The organism is Enterococcus sp. (assembly GCF_022711995.1).
Taxonomy (GTDB): domain Bacteria; phylum Bacillota; class Bacilli; order Lactobacillales; family Enterococcaceae; genus Enterococcus_D.
The window spans coordinates 1-16,039 of record NZ_JALAHI010000145.1; the positions used below are offsets into that span (position 1 = coordinate 1).

Genomic DNA, 16,039 nt, shown 5'->3' on the forward strand with positions numbered 1-16,039 from the left:
CAGAAGTGTTAAACTCCGAGAAATAAGGAGGAAGACACGGAAATTGCTTTTCAAATTTTTGGGTATTACGACTTATTTCCGAAGGAGTTGCTTCTGCTCCCGCCGTTTATACGTGATAAGAGCGTGGGACAAAAGTTTTTTACTTTTGTCCCACGCTCACTTTGGAAAATGATCATGCAACCACCGTTTTACACTGGATAAAATGAAAACAGGCCATTGAGATCCCAACGTTTTTTGTCTCACTCCCCTATCCTTCAAACCTCCTACTTACGAAGATACATCAAGAATTTTTCTAAAAGCTGTTGACTGGATAATCTTCCTAAGAATGGTATACGCTTGTCGATCGTTCGTTTTGAGTAAGCATAAGATATTTTTCACTTGTTCGCGATCTTCTGCCAGAAAGGCTTTGAAAAAGGTAAAGTAGAGCTGCGTGGTCAGAGAGAAGCTTGAATCAGTAAAAGAATCCAGCAATTTTTTATCTAAACAGGCTGCCTTTTCCAACTCATCATTTGTGATCAATAATTGAATCATATTGACATACAATGCACCGATTAACCGATCAATCAAATCCGGGTTAAGAGACCGCCAAGTGGTTGCGGCAGCGATCGCTTTTGACAGTAAAGGTTCCATTTGTTGCTCGTCATCAAAAAAGATAAAAAAAGTTGTAATGAATAATTCCAATTCCAGCAACGAAAAACTTTCAAGACGTGTGAAGTATTCTCTTAAATTCACTAGCGGCCAGTGATCGATGGTGGGTTTTAGTGACCAAGCCAGTGCATACGCTGCAGAGCTGATCAACCGATCTGAGCTTATCTCTGACGTTTTATTGTCCCTATGGATTACTAATAACTTATCGACAGAATGCAGATTGAAGTCATAGTAACTATCAAGGACGTCTCTAATCGTGATTCGTTTATTGGCAGGATTCTCCTTATCATAAAGGAAAAAGAATTCTGGTTCACTCATGTTCATATTTTCTAACATCCGCTTGAATTTAGAAGCTTCGATCGCGTACTCTCCTGCTTCAAATTTTGCATAAAAACTACGGGAAGTAACCCCTGAATAGACTTCTTTTTGCGTGCAGTGTTTCGACAATCTGATTTTTTTGATCAATGGTCCGTACGCTTTCATCTAACCACCCCTTTGTATAGTATACTATACAATTTCGGAAGCAGAGAAACGTTTACCATTGATATAGTAACAACAAGAGGAAAGGTAGAGGCTATCTATTAGCGAATCTACTCTTGTGCAAAGGCAATTTTAAAGGGAAGAATCGCTCCCCTGACTGCACCCATCCAAGAATAGAAGCGAAATTTCTCACAGGAAAAATCGGCGTCTTCTTAACCGCTTGTACCCGAAAAAGATTGGAGGATCATCAGTGAAAACACTCTATAAACATTATAAAAGCAATATTCTTAAAATGCTGTTGCTATCAGGCCTCTTATCCTTTTTGCGCGTTCTGCCAAGCTATCTATTGGCTTTTGCCACCAATGCTATTTTTGCCAGAAATATTACCCAATTTCTTTTTTGGGATCTAGTGATTCTCGTTCTCTGGCTGGTTTATGTCTGTTCAAACTATTTATTTTCAGTTTATCAAGAGAAAGAACTGCAAAAAATCAGTATTTCATTGCGAAAACGTGAAGCAGCCTCTATCAAGACAGTCCCTTTAGCAGACTTCAATCAAATCACGGCTGATGGCTATGTGTCGAAGCTGACAAATGATATCACACAAATCGAAACGCAGGGCGTGATGAGTTTATATCGTCTTTTTTCTAACGGATGGTTGATTTTGTTTTCAATTGTTGCATTGGCTCTTTTCAACCTTTGGCTCGTCGTTTTGGTAATTGCGTTGACGGGCTTGATTCTTTATATCCCTAATAAATTTGGGACAGTCTTGGTTGCGCTTGGGCAAAAGTTATCGACTAGTAATTCTTCTTATACAAAAAGGATTGCCAATATCTTAAAAGGCTACAACGTTTTCCGCTACAATAATAGATTGGCAGAAATGTCAAAAAAGATCACCGAGTATTCCCATGACCTTTCTAAAAATAAAGTTGCCATCGCAAAAACAAAACACAAGATTATGAATCTCATTGCTTTTTCTAGTTTGTTGAGTCAGGTAATCGTAGATATTGTGACAGGCTTTCTCGCGATTATTGGACAAACAACGATTGGGGCCATTAGTTCCAGTGGCAATTTAGCAGCGAACATCTTTAACGCTGTATCTCTATTAGGACAATCAGCCATGGAACTAAAATCCATAGAGCCTGTTATAGAGAAATTTTTTGTTGATAAGCCAATCCTTCACTCTACAAAAAAAGTGCGAAAAGAATTCAATGATCGTATACGAATCGAAAATTTATCATTCGGCTATGATGCAAATCTCCCGATCCTAGTAAATTTCAATTTGGATATAATAAAAGGGGGCAAGTATCTTCTCACAGGTGACAGTGGTAGCGGAAAAAGCACTTTATTAAAAATCTTGATTGGCGATTTGGAAGGTTATTCCGGTAAAATAATGGTGGATGGTCACCAGTTGAAAGATGTGGATAGCCACTCTTTTATTCAATATATCGATCAGGATAATTATTTATTCAACACCTCTTACAAAGAAAATGTCTCCCTTTGGAGTAACTACACCACCGCAGAAATAACCGATGCATTAAATAAAGCTGCAGCAGATTTTGTAGATGATCTTGAAAAAGTAGTTGAAAATAACGGCACCAATCTTTCCGGTGGACAAAAACAACGCATTGGATTAGCCAGAGCCTTTATCCAAAAAAAATCAGTCATCCTCTTTGATGAAGGAACCTCTTCATTAGATAAAAAGAATACGTTGCTCATTGAGAATCTCCTTTTGGAAGACAACGAGTTGACGGTTGTGATGGTCAGTCATCATCCACTGGAAGAAAACATTCATAAATTTGATCAAATCATCTCTGTCAGCGGACCATTAACGTCTGAAAATTGACTGATTGCTTATTTCCAAGTGCTAGCAGTTCCTGCACAATGGAAGAAAAAATTCTCGTCATTAAAAAATATTCTAAAAAAGTGTCCCCTAATTTTTGGAGGACACTTTTTGGGAAGTCGCTCTATTCAGAGCGTATTAGCTGGTGAAAAGCTGCTCGCAACTGCTGCATCTTCTGTGTCGCCGCTTGGTGACTGGGCGCATTGACGGAATAATAAATTTTAAATTTTGGTTCTGTACCTGAAGGTCTAAGACAGACCCACGAACCATCCGTAAATAAATATTTTAGGACATTGGACGATGGTAATGCAATTTTTTCGATTGACTGACCGACTACCCACCGTTCAGAAGTCAAGAAATCTTCTTTGGCCATTAAGACAAAATCCTCCAAATGAGAAAATGACAGGGCTCTTAAACGATCTAACTGCTGATTCATTTGTGATAGACCATCTTTACCGGGAAAAACTTGGGTTTCTAATTGCTCCTGATAATAACCGTAACGTTCATAGATTTCATTTAAGCGATCAATTAAATCAATTCCAGCAAGGTAACAGTCCAGTGCTGTTTCAGCCAATAAAACAGCTGCTTGAATCGCATCCTTATCCCTAACAAATGGGGCTATTAGATAGCCAAAACTTTCTTCGTAGCCGAAAAGAAAGGTTTTATCCTTTGTTTCTTCTGATAATTGGATTTGTTCCCCAATAAATTTAAATCCTGTTAAGGTATTTCTAACTTCAATGCCATAGGTTTCGGCAATTTTCGCCCCTAAATCAGATGTTACAATCGTTTTCGCAATAAAAGAATTCGTTATTTGTTTCACTCGAACTAAATAATCAAGCAATAACACCCCAATTTGATTGCCATTTAGAAAAACTGGCTGTCCTTCCTTTAGTACAACAACACCTAAACGGTCGGCGTCGGGATCTGTGGCTAGGACAAGCTGTGTTGGCTGTGTACGAGCTTCTTTCAATGCTAGGGTAAATGCTTGCTGGTCTTCTGGATTTGGAGAAGCGACTGTTGAAAAATCGGGATCAGGTAACACCTGCTCTTTCACTGTCCGAAGACTTGTAAACCCCAAGCGTTGAAAGGCCTTTTGTATCAATACATTTCCAGTACCGTGAAGTGGTGTATAAACCAATGAAAGCTGCGATCCAAATTGGCTGATTCTTTCAGATTTTTGAGTCACGTGAATCAACTGCTCTAAATACAACGCATCTACTTCTTCACCAAAAATATGAATCAACTGTTGCTCGACATAAGCTGACAATACATCCGCTTCAATCATTAATTCATTTTGAATGCTTGCCAATATTCCCATCAATTTTTCGGCAGTCTCTAACGTAATCTGCCCACCATCCGAAGCGTACACTTTAAATCCATTGTATTGTTTGGGATTATGACTCGCAGTGATCATGACCCCAGCAAATGCTTTATAATGCCGAACTAGGAAAGATAACTGCGGGGTCGGACGTAATTGGTCAGATAAATAGACCTGAATTCCTTGACTGGCCAATACGCGAGCGGTCCATTCCGCAAATCGTTTGGAACCATGTCGATTATCAAAAGAAATCACTACTCCTTGTTGTTCAGCATGTGCTTTTTGAACATAGCGAGCTAATCCAAGTGCTACCCGTTTAATGGTGTAGTCATTGATTCGATTGATACCAACGCCCAGTTCACCACGCATCCCTCCTGTCCCAAAAGCTAAATAGTCATAAAAATGTTCTTCTATCACAGCAGGATCAGAAATAGCTAGCAGCTGGCCTTTCAAGTTTTCTTCCAGTGATTGAAAATCCAGCCATTCTTGATATTTTCGTTGCCAATTCATTTTTCTCCCTCTTTTAATTGTTTGAGAATCTCTGCTATCGAAAAGGTGCAGCCAGCCATTGAAGTATCTGCTACGCCATAATACATCGTCAATTGATCACCAGCTAGAATACCACCACAGCCAAAGACGACATCGCCGAAGAACCCATTCTTCTCATAATCAGCTTCTGGCTCCATGATTGGTTTTTGGCTTCTAGCAATAACTCTTGTTGGGTCTTGCAAGTCTACTAATGCGGCACCCATACAATAGCGATGTTCGGGAGTCGCACCATGATAAATAATCAGCCAGCCTTCATCGGTTTTAATAGGAACTAGCCCACCGCCTACACGACCACTGTCCCAGCAATCTTCCCGAATCCCTAGTAAATGCCGGTGCTGTCCCCAGCTAACTAAATCTGGCGAAGAAGCGATCCAAATGTCATAGTTGCCAATACTTTTCAGGGAAGGACGGTGTAATGCGTAATAACGTCCGTTGATTTTTTCTGGAAAAATCAGCACATCTTTGTTCTCTGGTGCAAAGATATTTCCTAAATCCTGATAGGATTGAAAATCCTTGGTAGCTACTAATGAATCACAGACACCCACCGGCGAGACAGAACTAAAGTTAATATAGTAAGTATCCCCAATTTGCGTGCAACGAGCGTCTTCGATGCCATAAGATTGGTATTCGTTGAAAGGATACAAGAATGCCTCATCATCAATCGTAAAATGATGCCCATCTTTACTGCGGGCAATTCGAATATAAGAAAGTGATGTCAGATAGACAAAACTATCCAACTTGTCTTTCTTGCGAATCATTCTTGGATCTTCAAAATCATAGTCTGCATCTTCTCGGTGGAATGTTAATTCTTCCATCGTTTGTGTTCTTGGATCAAATACGGGTGCTTTGATAATATTAGGGTCATTAGAGATTGGGCGCTCAGCCACACGTAATAAAAGCAAAACTTCATCGTTGTATTTTGCTACTCCCCCATTAAAGGCGCCAATCACTTCATACCCTTCATGTAATGGTTTCACATCTGCGGGGGTGATCAATGGATTTTCATTAAAACGTTCTATTTTCATCTGCTTAACCTCTATCTAAATGGATTTTCTAGTTTGATTTTCTGTGCACCTGCATCACTGATACCGGCATACAGCACAACATGATCTTCATAAATCTGAAGGCCGCCGCTAAAGACGACATCCTCTAAGTCTGGACGTTTCGTTGGCCCTTGTTGAAAATTACTTCTTTCTGCAATAATTTTTGCCTTGGTCATAGCAAATTGATTTCGCTCGAAACAGAAAACCATCGCATAATAATGACGATTTCCTTGATCATCGAAATTCGCAATATGTCCTAAAACCCAGATGTTGTCATCAATTTCATGGATTTCATTGCCGCCGCCCCATTCACTTTCACAGAACTGATCAGACAATAAGGGTGCTTCTGCAATTTTTTCAATGGTCAAGTCATCGAGATTCTTCACGATCGTTGCGCCTATCTTCCCTCGACCACCTTTTGTTCCTTGCGGTCGTGTCAGCACTAGGATTTCACCCGAAGCTAATTGTTTCAAGCGCAAGTCTTTCATCCCCCAAGGCCCCTCAAAGATTTTCTTTGCTTCTGAAAGAGTCGTTAAATGGTAAAAAACAGTACGCCAATTCGCTTTGCCATCTGCTAGAAAAACAACTTCAACCCCTCCAAGAATAACTTGTCCATCCATTCGGGTATAAAAAGGATCTTGTAAAGAAAGTTCGATACTATCAGCGATTAATGACCAGGTATTTGTTTCAACTTCTTCAAACAAACCGACAGTAGAAACTTCACTGTCTCTTGATTCAATGCGACCTGCCATCACTTCTTTCCCGGCTAGTTCAAAAGGGGCAGTGATATTGTAGACATCTTGATCACCCACACCGCTAAATCGCAAAATTGTGGCTTCTTTGACTACTTTGGATTTCTCATTTCGATATTCTTGCAATAACTGATTGATATAAATCATTGATACTCCTTTCCAATCCAACATGCCTTTGAGGGCATGTGAACCCAGTGACCATCTTCACTTAAACTGCCATGTCCAAAAAGTGTCTTTCTATTTCCCTCTATCGATTGCTTGACTGGTTGACCAAAATTCAAAATAACTTGTAGGCTTTCCGTTTGATAACTCAAGCACTCGCCGTTTAATTCAATATTTCTGATATTTCTAAAGGGCCCTTCTGTTTTTCGCAATCGCATCAGTTCTTGATAATCTGCCAGAATTTCCTTCGCCTCATGATTCACCGCTGCCAATCCGATCCAGCCGCTTTGCTGAGTTGATAGCCATGGGAGCATGCCCCTAGAACGATCGCGATTCACCTGATTGGCCATTGCTAAAGCTTGTGACTCTCCTCTTGAAATCAGTTCTTCTTGGTACTTATTTTTTGCTTGAATATCTCTGATATCCGCTAGCCGCTGAGGCAAATAATCAGCGGCACCTTGTTCTTCTCCTTGAAATAAAAAGGGAATACCACGATTGATCAAAAGAAACACTGTCAATAACCGATAAAGGTCCCGATCTTCCTTTGCAAGTCGATGCCATGAACGGCTCATATCGTGACTATTAAAGAACAGCGTAGGCATTTTCTGTTGTTGACTCATTTCTTTAAAATCTCTGGTTAGTTTCTCAAGGTCCAATGCTTCCATGCTACCTAAATTAAAATGAAATGCGGTATCGAACAATCCATCTTCTGTATAACTGTTGATCAATGCTAGTTGATCCGAGCTGATTTCAGCCACTGTAAAAATTGACGGATCGACTGCTTTGATCCAGTGATTTAATTCCTTTAACACGCGTTTAATTCCCGGCTGATTCACATCATTGCAATGATCTTGTTTCCCATCTTTTCCCAGTGGATTATCAGAAAATTGATGACTGACCGTCAGATTATTGATGACATCAAAACGGAACCCATCGACACCTCTGGCTAACCAAAATCCCAAGACATCAAAAACAGCTTGTTTCACTTCTGGATTCTGCCAATTCAAATCTGCTTGTTCTTCGGCAAAACTATGGTAATAATATTGAGTCGTTGCAGCATCATATTTCCAAGCAGAACCGCCAAAAAAACTTTCCCAGTTGTTAGGCTGATCTCGCCAAATATACCAATCTCGCTTCGGATGTTCTTTATCACTTGCTGATTCGATGAACCAAGGATGCTTGGTAGAGGTATGATTAAATACGACATCAATGATGATTCTCATTTCTAACTGATGGGCTTCTTCCACAAGTAGATCAAAAGCTTCCAAAGTACCATACTGAGGATCAACCCCACAGTAATCAGAGACATCGTACCCATTGTCGACTTTCGGTGACGGATAAAAGGGTGTCAGCCAGAGGGCATCAACACCGAGTTCTTTTAAATAGGACAATTTTTCGCGAATACCATTGATATCCCCTATGCCATCCCCGTCACTATCTGCAAAAGAGGCAATGTAAATTTCATAAAAAACAGCATTTTCCCACCACATTATTCGGACTCCTTACTTCAGTGTAAACTGCATCCCGTCTTGGAATCGTTTTGAAAAAATCAAAAACAAAATGATCAATGGTAAAGTAAGCAACACAGAGGCCGCATACATTGGTCCCGGATAGGTTCCATAAGGCCCAAACATTTGAGAAATCAATACATTCAGGGTAACCGTAGCATCACTCTTTGAAACGATCATATCCCAAAGCAGGTTTGTCCATCGATCCGTAAATAGGAAAAGAAAAATCACAGTGGTGATCGACTTAGACATTGGCAGTACTACTTTGAATAACACTTGCATTTCGGTTGCTCCGTCCAGTTTTGCAGCCTCGATCAATGCATCGGGAATGGCTTTGAAAAAGTTGGTATACATAAAAATGGCCCATAGACTAATTGCTGTCGGAATGATCATCCCAGCATAGGAATCCAATAATCCTACTTTGGTTACCATTAAAAACTGCGGGATCAGTAAAATGATTGCCGGGAAAAACATTTGAAATAGAATAAAGCTATTCACGAATTTCTTCCCTTTAAATTCAATTTTGGCAAGAGCATAACCCACCATCAATGCAAAGATCATCATTAGAAAAGTTGCAATCGTAGCTACGATCGTTGTATTCACGAATGCACCGATCCAAGGAACATCTGCTGAAGTAGCAGAGCCGCCAAACAGCCATGTCCAAGACCGCAAACTAAACGTTGTCGGGATGATTTTTCGATCCACTTGATCCCACGCAGCAAAAGAATGCAGAACAAGATAGACAAACGGAAAAGTCATGAGAAGCATCACAAGGGTTGTTACCAGATATAGAACACTAGTTTTTCCCTTCGTTCGTTTATTGCCAACCATTTTTTTCACCCCATTTTTCTAATAGCTTTCGAATAACGCCAATAGATGCAAAAGTAACCACCGAAGCCATTAGTGCAACTGCAGACGCATAGCCGGATTTCAGATTGACAAAGGCTTGATTATAGATTTCCATTTGCCACGTATTGGTCGCAAAGTTTGGTCCGCCTCCTGTTAACTGGTAGACTTCCGTAAAAATGCCAAAGCTGATACCCACCGCCAGCACTGTCACCGTAAAGAATGCTGGGTACAGCATAGGAAAGGTGATTTTCCAAAATCTAGTCCAAGGACTTGCACCATCGATTGCCGCTGCTTCATAAACTTCTTTGTTGATATTTCCTAATCCTGAAATTAGGATCAGCGCATAATAACCGGACATTTTCCAAGCAATCATTAGAGAAACGATGATGATCGCCGCATGGGGATTACCTAACCAGTCAATATCCCAGCCTAGTTTCACTCGTAAGAAGGTATTAAAAGGACCATTGTAGGAAAGCAATCCTTTGACGATCAAGGATGTAACCACCCCGCTTGACAGATAAGGTAAAAAGAAAGCAACCATGTATAATCCCTTTAGCTTTGGCAGGCTATTAACTAATAACGCAATCACCATCGAAAGAACCAACGCCATTGGTACAAAAATGATCAGAAATTTATATGTAACGACAAATGCAGATTGGATTGCTGGACTTTTTATCGCATCAATAAAATTCTGAAACCCGACAAATTCAACAGTCGGTGAAATCATATTCCAACTTGTTAAGGCTAGCCAAAATGACCAAAATAAAGGAAGTAGAAAGAAAATCAATGTAAAAATCAGATAGGGGCTGGTAAATGACCAGCCCAATTTTGTGTTCTTACTCATTTTTGAAGCGCCCCTTCAACAGCTGTCTTCGCGTCGTTCACAGCTGTTTTCGCATCTTTTTCACCTCGAACAACTGGCACCCAAGCTTGTTCACCAAATACTTGCTGAATATCATTGTATTTTTCGTTATCCATTGCCGGAACCGCATAAGGCACATTTTCTGCGTAAACCTTCATCGCTGGATTTTCTTCAAAGTACGCGTTGAAAGCATCATTTTCTGTTGCATCATCACGAGCTGGAATAAGCGAAGTCATTTCTAGTAATTTCATGTCATTGTTTTCATCTGAATAAACAAACTCCAAGAATTTCATCGCTGCCGCTTGTTCTTCTTCTGTTGCTTGAGCATACATCACGATACCTTTGGCATCTGCATAGGTAGATACTTGTTTAGCATCCGCTAAAGCATCAGGTACCACAGGGGTGGTGACCGTATAGTTTTCACCAAATTTCAGTTCTGGGTATTTTTCTTCCCAGTTAGGGAAAGTCCAAGGTCCCAAATCGGTCATGATACTATCCCCATTTTCAAATGGATCCGTTGCTTCACCGGTGCGCAGTACTTTTGCATTAGCTAATGTATGCATCAAATCAAAGACATCTGTCATGGCTGCTTCGTCAGCTGTGAATTGATTGTTTTCGACAAAACTCGCACCTTCACTGGCAGCATTGTACAGTGGGAAGAAGTCAAACCAACGCATCCAAGCAGTTGGATCCGCTAAGTCTTTTTTCGCCCAAAGTGCTTTATCCGTCCCTTTAAGTTTGTCGACCACTTTCAATAATTCCGAATAGGTTTTTGGGGCTTCATCAAAACCTAACTCTTTTAAACTATCTAATCGCCAACCAAACAAAATCGGATTTGAGTAAACAGGTAAAACGTATTGACTGCCATCAGAGAATTTCCAGCTATCGATGGTTTGACTCATATTACGAGCTTTGACGATCGTATCGAAAGAATCCTGTTTTTCTAATGGTAAAATAGCCTGGCTAGCAGCCAACTGGGCAGCAAAACTACGATTGATATTTTCAGATAGGGTTGGTGCGGTGTTAGAAGCAATCGCACTTTGAATCGTTGCTTCCGAAGAAGGACTCTCTTTCATTTGAGAGACTTCTACTGTAATGTTTTCGTTTTGCTTCTCAAAATCTGCGGCCATCTCCTTCCAATACTTTAATTGTGTCGGATTGGGCGCAGCCCAAAAAGTAATCTTCGTTTTCCCATCAGACGCCCCGGAACCGCTTTCTTTTGATTGATTACTACACCCAGCAATTAAAACAGTTCCTGCCATTACCGCAGCAATACCAAAAAGCATTTTTTTCATTTTCATGATTATTCCTCCTAAATAGTAAGCATTTTCTTTTTACACCGTCATCATACCACCTGTCATCTTCATTGTCAACATGACGTAATTATAATTACAACATGACATTTGTAATTATTTCAGACTATTAATTTTGTAACATTATGGTATAATCAATATAAGACTAGGAGAAATTAGGTGAAAACATGAAAAAAGCCTCTATGCAAGATATTGCCGATGCATTGGGCATCTCAAAAAATTCTGTCTCTCAGGCATTGAGAAACAAGCCAGGTGTTAGCCAACAAACCAAGTTACTCGTTAAAAAAAAAGCAGATGAATTAGGCTATCGTTATCAAACGATGAGCGAAGCGACCAATAGGTCATTCTTATTGATAGCTACCGAATTTGCTTTCTCACAAACGAGTTTTTTTGGTGAAATCGTTAAGAGTGCAGAAAATGAAGCACAAACATCCGCAATCAAACTTGATACTTATACCATTACAGAGGATGACTTACTTCGTTTGAAACTTCCGCCAAACCTAAAAAAGTATGACGGTGTTTTGGTCCTTTCCCATAGTAAAAATGACTATATAAAAAAAGTAATCGATACTGGGATCCCTGTTACATTGATTGATCATCATGATCCTTCTCTAGCAGCTGACGCCATCTTGACCAAAAATACTGATGGAACCTTTCAAGCTATCTCGCTTCTGATCGAAAATGGAATGAAGCGAATTGGCTTTATTGGTGATACGGCATTCTCTCCCAGCTATCTTGAGCGTTATCGCGGGTATCAACGGGCATTGCGAGAACACCATCTAACAAACGATCCTACGATTGAAATCACTGAAATTGAAGAATCACAAGGCGCTTTATTTAGCAGCTTAAAGAATATAAACCAAATGCCTGATGCTTGGTTCTGCGTAAATTCTGGGCTAGCTTTTATGTTAAATAGTTATCTTCAATCTTCTGGCTACACGATTCCAGAAGATATCAGCGTTATTTGTTTTGACGAAACCGAATTTACTCGGATGGCTATTCCACAACTGACGAATATTGCGACTGATCTCCAATTTATGGGACAGTTAGCAGTCCGAACACTGGTCCATCGTATCGCGCATCCGCAGGAACCAATCATTCATCACCAAATCCTTCCACAGTTGAATATTCGAGAATCCGTGCGGCTTATTAAGGAAAATTAAACAAAAAAAGTAGGACAATATTCAGATTTTTTCTGATATTGTCCCACTCTTTAAAGGATTTACCATACATAAGTGCATAGCTATGAATTCTACTGTAAAAAGGGATTGTAATTGCTTTTATTAATGAATAAAGGTAACAATTGACTCAAGTCTTCGATACACTGATCCGCCTGACTCTGATCAACATCAAAGGGCTGCTTCAACGCAATCGTATAAATACCAGCTGCTTTGGCAGATTGGATGCCGATTGTTGAATCCTCTACTGCTACAGTTTTCTCGCAGCCTATATGGCTTTGTGCCAATTGATAGATCTCTGGGTGAGGTTTGCTTTGAGTCAGCTCTTCCCCACTGATCACATAACAGAAATAAGACTGCAGCTGGCAGACGGTCAACATCTCGTCAATCATCTGCCGCGGAGAAGAAGAAGCAAGAGCCATGCGAATGCCAGCAGCTGATAATTTTTTAAGAACCGGTTTTACTTCTTTTCTTAACGCTTGTTCAAAATCAATGGGATGCTGCTTTTGATAAGTGCGATAAGTTGTTTTCAACTCCGCTCTCAAAGAGGGATTAGCTGGAACCAGCGTCTGCCAAATCTCTGCTTCTGTCTTTCCCACATAATCATTGATCGACCGTGATCCTGGTGAAAGCTGTACTTCCGCAAAGAAATTCATCCTACGGTTGAAATAATAGACTTCACTATCGATCAGCACTCCATCCATATCAAAAATAATTCCTTTTTGCATACCTTTACTCCTATCCTTCGATAATATCGTTCAGCAAGCGCACTTCCAAATCAGGGACTTGGATCGTATATTCTTTCTCGATACTACTGAATGCCAAATGAATCAACTCCATTTGTTTTTTATGTTCTTTTTTATAAGCCGCCAGATCTTCTTGTTCATCGACAGACTCTTTGCGTAAAATACGTTCGATCATACAACAGCAGTGTAAATACAAGAGAAACAGTTGATTATTTGAAAATTTCTGTGTTCTTAGTTTCTCGATCTCACTGATTGCCGATTGGACCGACGTCAATACTTTATCGGCATCTAAGATCGTCAAGTTCTCAACGATTTTACTGAGGGAAAAATTAAAGATCAGATCTTCTTTTAGCGTCTCCTCTTCAATTTCAAAATTGCCATAGAGGCAATTGATAAAGGTCCCAATCGCCTCCCCATTGATCAAACAATCTAAGCCAATATAAGGAATATTGGGAATCTGCGGATTCTCTGTGCCAACGATCATTAGTACATCATAGAGTTGAAAGGGAATCTCATAGTTTTTATTCTCAAATAATTTTTTATAATCATAGGGAATGATCTCTAGTTCCTCAGCTTTTTCTCCCAAGCAGCGAATCAAGATTTCTTGAATCTGTCGTGCACTGCCGATCCCTGTGTAGCAGCAAGTGATGATGGCTTTTTTCTTCTTGACTACCGGAAGGACTAATTGCTTCTGAATCGCAAACTGCGTTTGGATTTTCTCATTGATTTCTGTCAAACTGTTTCCTGACAATACGGCCTGCCCCACTTCCAATAATAAGGGGGTGTTCACATGGTCAATAATCAGTAATGGTCCTTTCAGCTGTTTTTTCAACGATTCGCCCAACTGATTGAGAGAGCCCATATCGACTAATAAAATCAAACCATGATCGGTGCGGTTCTCGCTAATATAACGAAGGATCTGTGCTTCTATTTTACGCAATGAAATATCGATGGGCATATCATAGGCTTGAAAGACATTTTTCCCCAATATTCGATTGGCCACATTCGCCAAACTGCTAGCAGTCGAATATCCGTGAGCCAAGACCACACTTTTGACGCCGGTTTGAACCGTCGCACTATTCAAGCTATAAAAGAAGATCGTCATAAAATAGATATCCTCTTCTTCGACTTTCAAGTCTAGATTTTGGGACAAGTGGTACAAGATCCTTTTCGCGTAAAGGTAAGGTGTCTCGGCAATGTTTTTTAAAAACTCGTGGAATGTCTCTTTCAATGCCATATTGTCTTTTCGATCATCAAAATAGGCATAATTGCCTTTGATATAGAGATAGTTTGCCAATGTGATCACACGATTGCCGTCTTGCTCAAAGCCATAGCTGTCATGGAGAAAATCGATAGTTTGTCGGATATGATACGCCAATACCGAATAAATCGAGTGTTCCTCATCATAGGACTCTTGAAAAATAAACGCATCCATTATGCGGGTCACTTTCTTCGATAGCCGATTCATGTACTCTTTGAAGTTTTTGTTGTCATTGACCACTTCAGCAAATTCTAGAAACATCTCATCAAAAAATTGGATCAGCAGATCGTTGCCGTTCGTACTTAAAAGATTTTTGTTCTTATCCTTAGGTGAATAGTGCCGATCGCCGGAATTTTTTCGAGGTTTTGTAAAATTTTCTTTGAATTTGCTGCTGTATTCGATCGGCATATCCAATAATTTGATCTGGATCGCGGGCTTCTGTTTCTGATGGACATAGGCATTGCCGCAAGCATACTTAATGATATTCTTGATATTGCCCACGTTGCCATCAAAATCACTGTTCATCAAAAAATCGATCAATTGATCAGAAACGGTCAGATTCCGATCTAAGATTTTGCTCTCATTCAGGAAAAATTCATCAATCAGCGCTAGTCTTTCTGACAAAGGGCGTTGTTGAAAGGTAGGCAAAGTAACGATCACCGGCAGCCTTCGCAGAAAGGTGGGCAAAAAAGTGGTGTAAATGTTCTCTGTCGTCGCAAAAATCAGCCGGACATTGGCTTTTCGACGGACACTGTTATCTCCCATCGGAGAATACTCCCCCGTGTCCATAAAGGTGAATAGTTTCTCCTGTCCTTCTTCTGATAACCGATGGACTTCATCCAAAAAGAGAATCCCGCCATCCGCTTTTTCAAGTAGGCCGCTATGGTGCTCATTGGCCCCCGTGAAAGCCCCTTTGGTATAGCCAAAGAGCGCAGCAGACAGCAATTCCGGATTGTTAAAATACTGGGCACAATTATAGGCAATGTAGGGACTTTTCGGCTGCAAGACGTGTTCTTCCAACGCATAGGCATAGATTTTACTCGCCAAAAAGGTCTTTCCTGAACCGCTGGCACCTACTAACAGCAATGGCAATCCCTGATTTGGATAAAGTACCGCTGTTTTTATTTGATCAATGCTCTCTTTTAAACTTCCCGTCGCACCAATCACTTTTTGAAAAACAGATTCAAGGACGTCTTTTTTTAGAAAATCAAGGGAGTCATACTCACTCTTAGAGAGGACATAGCCTTGATCTTCTAAGCCTTTTCTATGTAAAAATAAGACAGGATACGTTTTGACTTTGATCAATTCGCCTTGCCGCACGCCTTCATTCAGGTAGCTGCTGACTGTACTGCGATTCAGATTCATTGCACTGGCAATCTTATTTGCCGAGAAACAAGCCGCATCAATTTCTTCAATTTTTGAAGTCAACTCAAATAAATAATTGTTTAACGTCTTCATATTTGCCACTCCCTCATTGAATTTACGCTCTTTCCAAGATCCATTTATTTTACCTTATCTTGAGGCTTTGAT

Annotated in this window: 12 protein-coding genes; 2 read left to right on the top strand and 10 right to left on the bottom strand. The window is 40.2% G+C overall.

Features of this window, described 5'->3' with window-relative positions; all coding sequences use genetic code 11:
• Positions 1 to 267: 267 nt before the first annotated feature.
• Complete coding sequence (locus tag Q0A12_RS14520) at positions 268 to 1,131, bottom strand: helix-turn-helix transcriptional regulator (RefSeq protein WP_291293343.1); 864 nt, start codon at positions 1,129 to 1,131, stop codon at positions 268 to 270.
• A 247-nt stretch (positions 1,132 to 1,378) separates the two neighbouring features.
• On the opposite strand from Q0A12_RS14520, the gene Q0A12_RS14525 reads away from it, so the two are divergent.
• Positions 1,379 to 2,971, top strand: coding sequence for an ABC transporter ATP-binding protein (locus tag Q0A12_RS14525; protein ID WP_291293344.1), 1,593 nt, complete (start codon positions 1,379 to 1,381; stop codon positions 2,969 to 2,971).
• 121 nt (positions 2,972 to 3,092) lie between these two features.
• On the opposite strand, the gene Q0A12_RS14530 is transcribed toward Q0A12_RS14525, so the two are convergent.
• Genes Q0A12_RS14530 through Q0A12_RS14560 form a run of 7 tightly spaced genes read right to left on the bottom strand, consistent with a single transcriptional unit; the run spans position 3,093 to position 11,312 of the window.
• On the bottom strand, positions 3,093 to 4,796 hold the full coding sequence (locus tag Q0A12_RS14530) for a phospho-sugar mutase (RefSeq protein WP_291293345.1): 1,704 nt from the start codon (positions 4,794 to 4,796) through the stop codon (positions 3,093 to 3,095).
• Positions 4,793 to 5,860: a glycoside hydrolase family 130 protein gene (locus Q0A12_RS14535; RefSeq protein ID WP_291293346.1), complete on the bottom strand. Its 1,068-nt coding sequence runs from the start codon at positions 5,858 to 5,860 to the stop codon at positions 4,793 to 4,795. Before Q0A12_RS14535 ends, Q0A12_RS14530 begins: the two co-directional genes overlap by 4 nt.
• Before the next feature lie 11 nt (positions 5,861 to 5,871).
• A complete protein-coding gene (locus tag Q0A12_RS14540; RefSeq protein WP_291293347.1) occupies positions 5,872 to 6,777 on the bottom strand; it encodes a DUF1861 family protein in 906 nt (301 codons plus the stop codon).
• A complete protein-coding gene (locus Q0A12_RS14545) occupies positions 6,774 to 8,282 on the bottom strand; it encodes an alpha-amylase family glycosyl hydrolase (protein WP_291293348.1) in 1,509 nt (502 codons plus the stop codon). The genes Q0A12_RS14540 and Q0A12_RS14545 overlap by 4 nt, the downstream gene beginning before the upstream one ends.
• Positions 8,283 to 8,294: 12 nt before the next feature.
• Complete coding sequence (locus tag Q0A12_RS14550) at positions 8,295 to 9,131, bottom strand: carbohydrate ABC transporter permease (protein ID WP_291293349.1); 837 nt, start codon at positions 9,129 to 9,131, stop codon at positions 8,295 to 8,297.
• Positions 9,118 to 9,993 carry a sugar ABC transporter permease gene (locus Q0A12_RS14555; RefSeq protein ID WP_291293350.1) on the bottom strand — a complete coding sequence of 292 codons (876 nt, stop codon included), beginning with the start codon at positions 9,991 to 9,993 and terminating at the stop codon, positions 9,118 to 9,120. The genes Q0A12_RS14550 and Q0A12_RS14555 overlap by 14 nt, the downstream gene beginning before the upstream one ends.
• Positions 9,990 to 11,312, bottom strand: a complete 1,323-nt coding sequence (locus Q0A12_RS14560; protein WP_291293351.1) for an ABC transporter substrate-binding protein — start codon at positions 11,310 to 11,312, stop codon at positions 9,990 to 9,992. Before Q0A12_RS14560 ends, Q0A12_RS14555 begins: the two co-directional genes overlap by 4 nt.
• A 179-nt stretch (positions 11,313 to 11,491) precedes the next feature.
• Between Q0A12_RS14560 and Q0A12_RS14565 the strand changes: the two genes are divergently transcribed.
• Positions 11,492 to 12,487, top strand: coding sequence for a LacI family DNA-binding transcriptional regulator (locus Q0A12_RS14565; RefSeq protein ID WP_291293352.1), 996 nt, complete (start codon positions 11,492 to 11,494; stop codon positions 12,485 to 12,487).
• An 89-nt stretch (positions 12,488 to 12,576) separates the two neighbouring features.
• On the opposite strand, the gene Q0A12_RS14570 is transcribed toward Q0A12_RS14565, so the two are convergent.
• Positions 12,577 to 13,230, bottom strand: a complete 654-nt coding sequence (locus tag Q0A12_RS14570) for an HAD family phosphatase (protein WP_291293353.1) — start codon at positions 13,228 to 13,230, stop codon at positions 12,577 to 12,579.
• A 10-nt stretch (positions 13,231 to 13,240) separates the two neighbouring features.
• Positions 13,241 to 15,967: a sigma 54-interacting transcriptional regulator gene (locus Q0A12_RS14575; protein WP_291293354.1), complete on the bottom strand. Its 2,727-nt coding sequence runs from the start codon at positions 15,965 to 15,967 to the stop codon at positions 13,241 to 13,243.
• Positions 15,968 to 16,039 lie beyond the last annotated feature (72 nt).

Bases quoted from the DNA above. Each gene is read 5' to 3' on its own strand.
- Q0A12_RS14520 (WP_291293343.1), bottom strand. From the start codon at position 1,131: ATGAAAGCGTACGGACCATTGATCAAAAAAATCAGATTGTCGAAACAC.
- Q0A12_RS14530 (WP_291293345.1), bottom strand. From the start codon at position 4,796: ATGAATTGGCAACGAAAATATCAAGAATGGCTGGATTTTCAATCACTG.
- Q0A12_RS14535 (WP_291293346.1), bottom strand. From the start codon at position 5,860: ATGAAAATAGAACGTTTTAATGAAAATCCATTGATCACCCCCGCAGAT.
- Q0A12_RS14540 (WP_291293347.1), bottom strand. From the start codon at position 6,777: ATGATTTATATCAATCAGTTATTGCAAGAATATCGAAATGAGAAATCC.
- Q0A12_RS14545 (WP_291293348.1), bottom strand. From the start codon at position 8,282: ATGTGGTGGGAAAATGCTGTTTTTTATGAAATTTACATTGCCTCTTTT.
- Q0A12_RS14550 (WP_291293349.1), bottom strand. From the start codon at position 9,131: ATGGTTGGCAATAAACGAACGAAGGGAAAAACTAGTGTTCTATATCTG.
- Q0A12_RS14555 (WP_291293350.1), bottom strand. From the start codon at position 9,993: ATGAGTAAGAACACAAAATTGGGCTGGTCATTTACCAGCCCCTATCTG.
- Q0A12_RS14560 (WP_291293351.1), bottom strand. From the start codon at position 11,312: ATGAAAATGAAAAAAATGCTTTTTGGTATTGCTGCGGTAATGGCAGGA.
- Q0A12_RS14565 (WP_291293352.1), top strand. From the start codon at position 11,492: ATGAAAAAAGCCTCTATGCAAGATATTGCCGATGCATTGGGCATCTCA.
- Q0A12_RS14570 (WP_291293353.1), bottom strand. From the start codon at position 13,230: ATGCAAAAAGGAATTATTTTTGATATGGATGGAGTGCTGATCGATAGT.
- Q0A12_RS14575 (WP_291293354.1), bottom strand. From the start codon at position 15,967: ATGAAGACGTTAAACAATTATTTATTTGAGTTGACTTCAAAAATTGAA.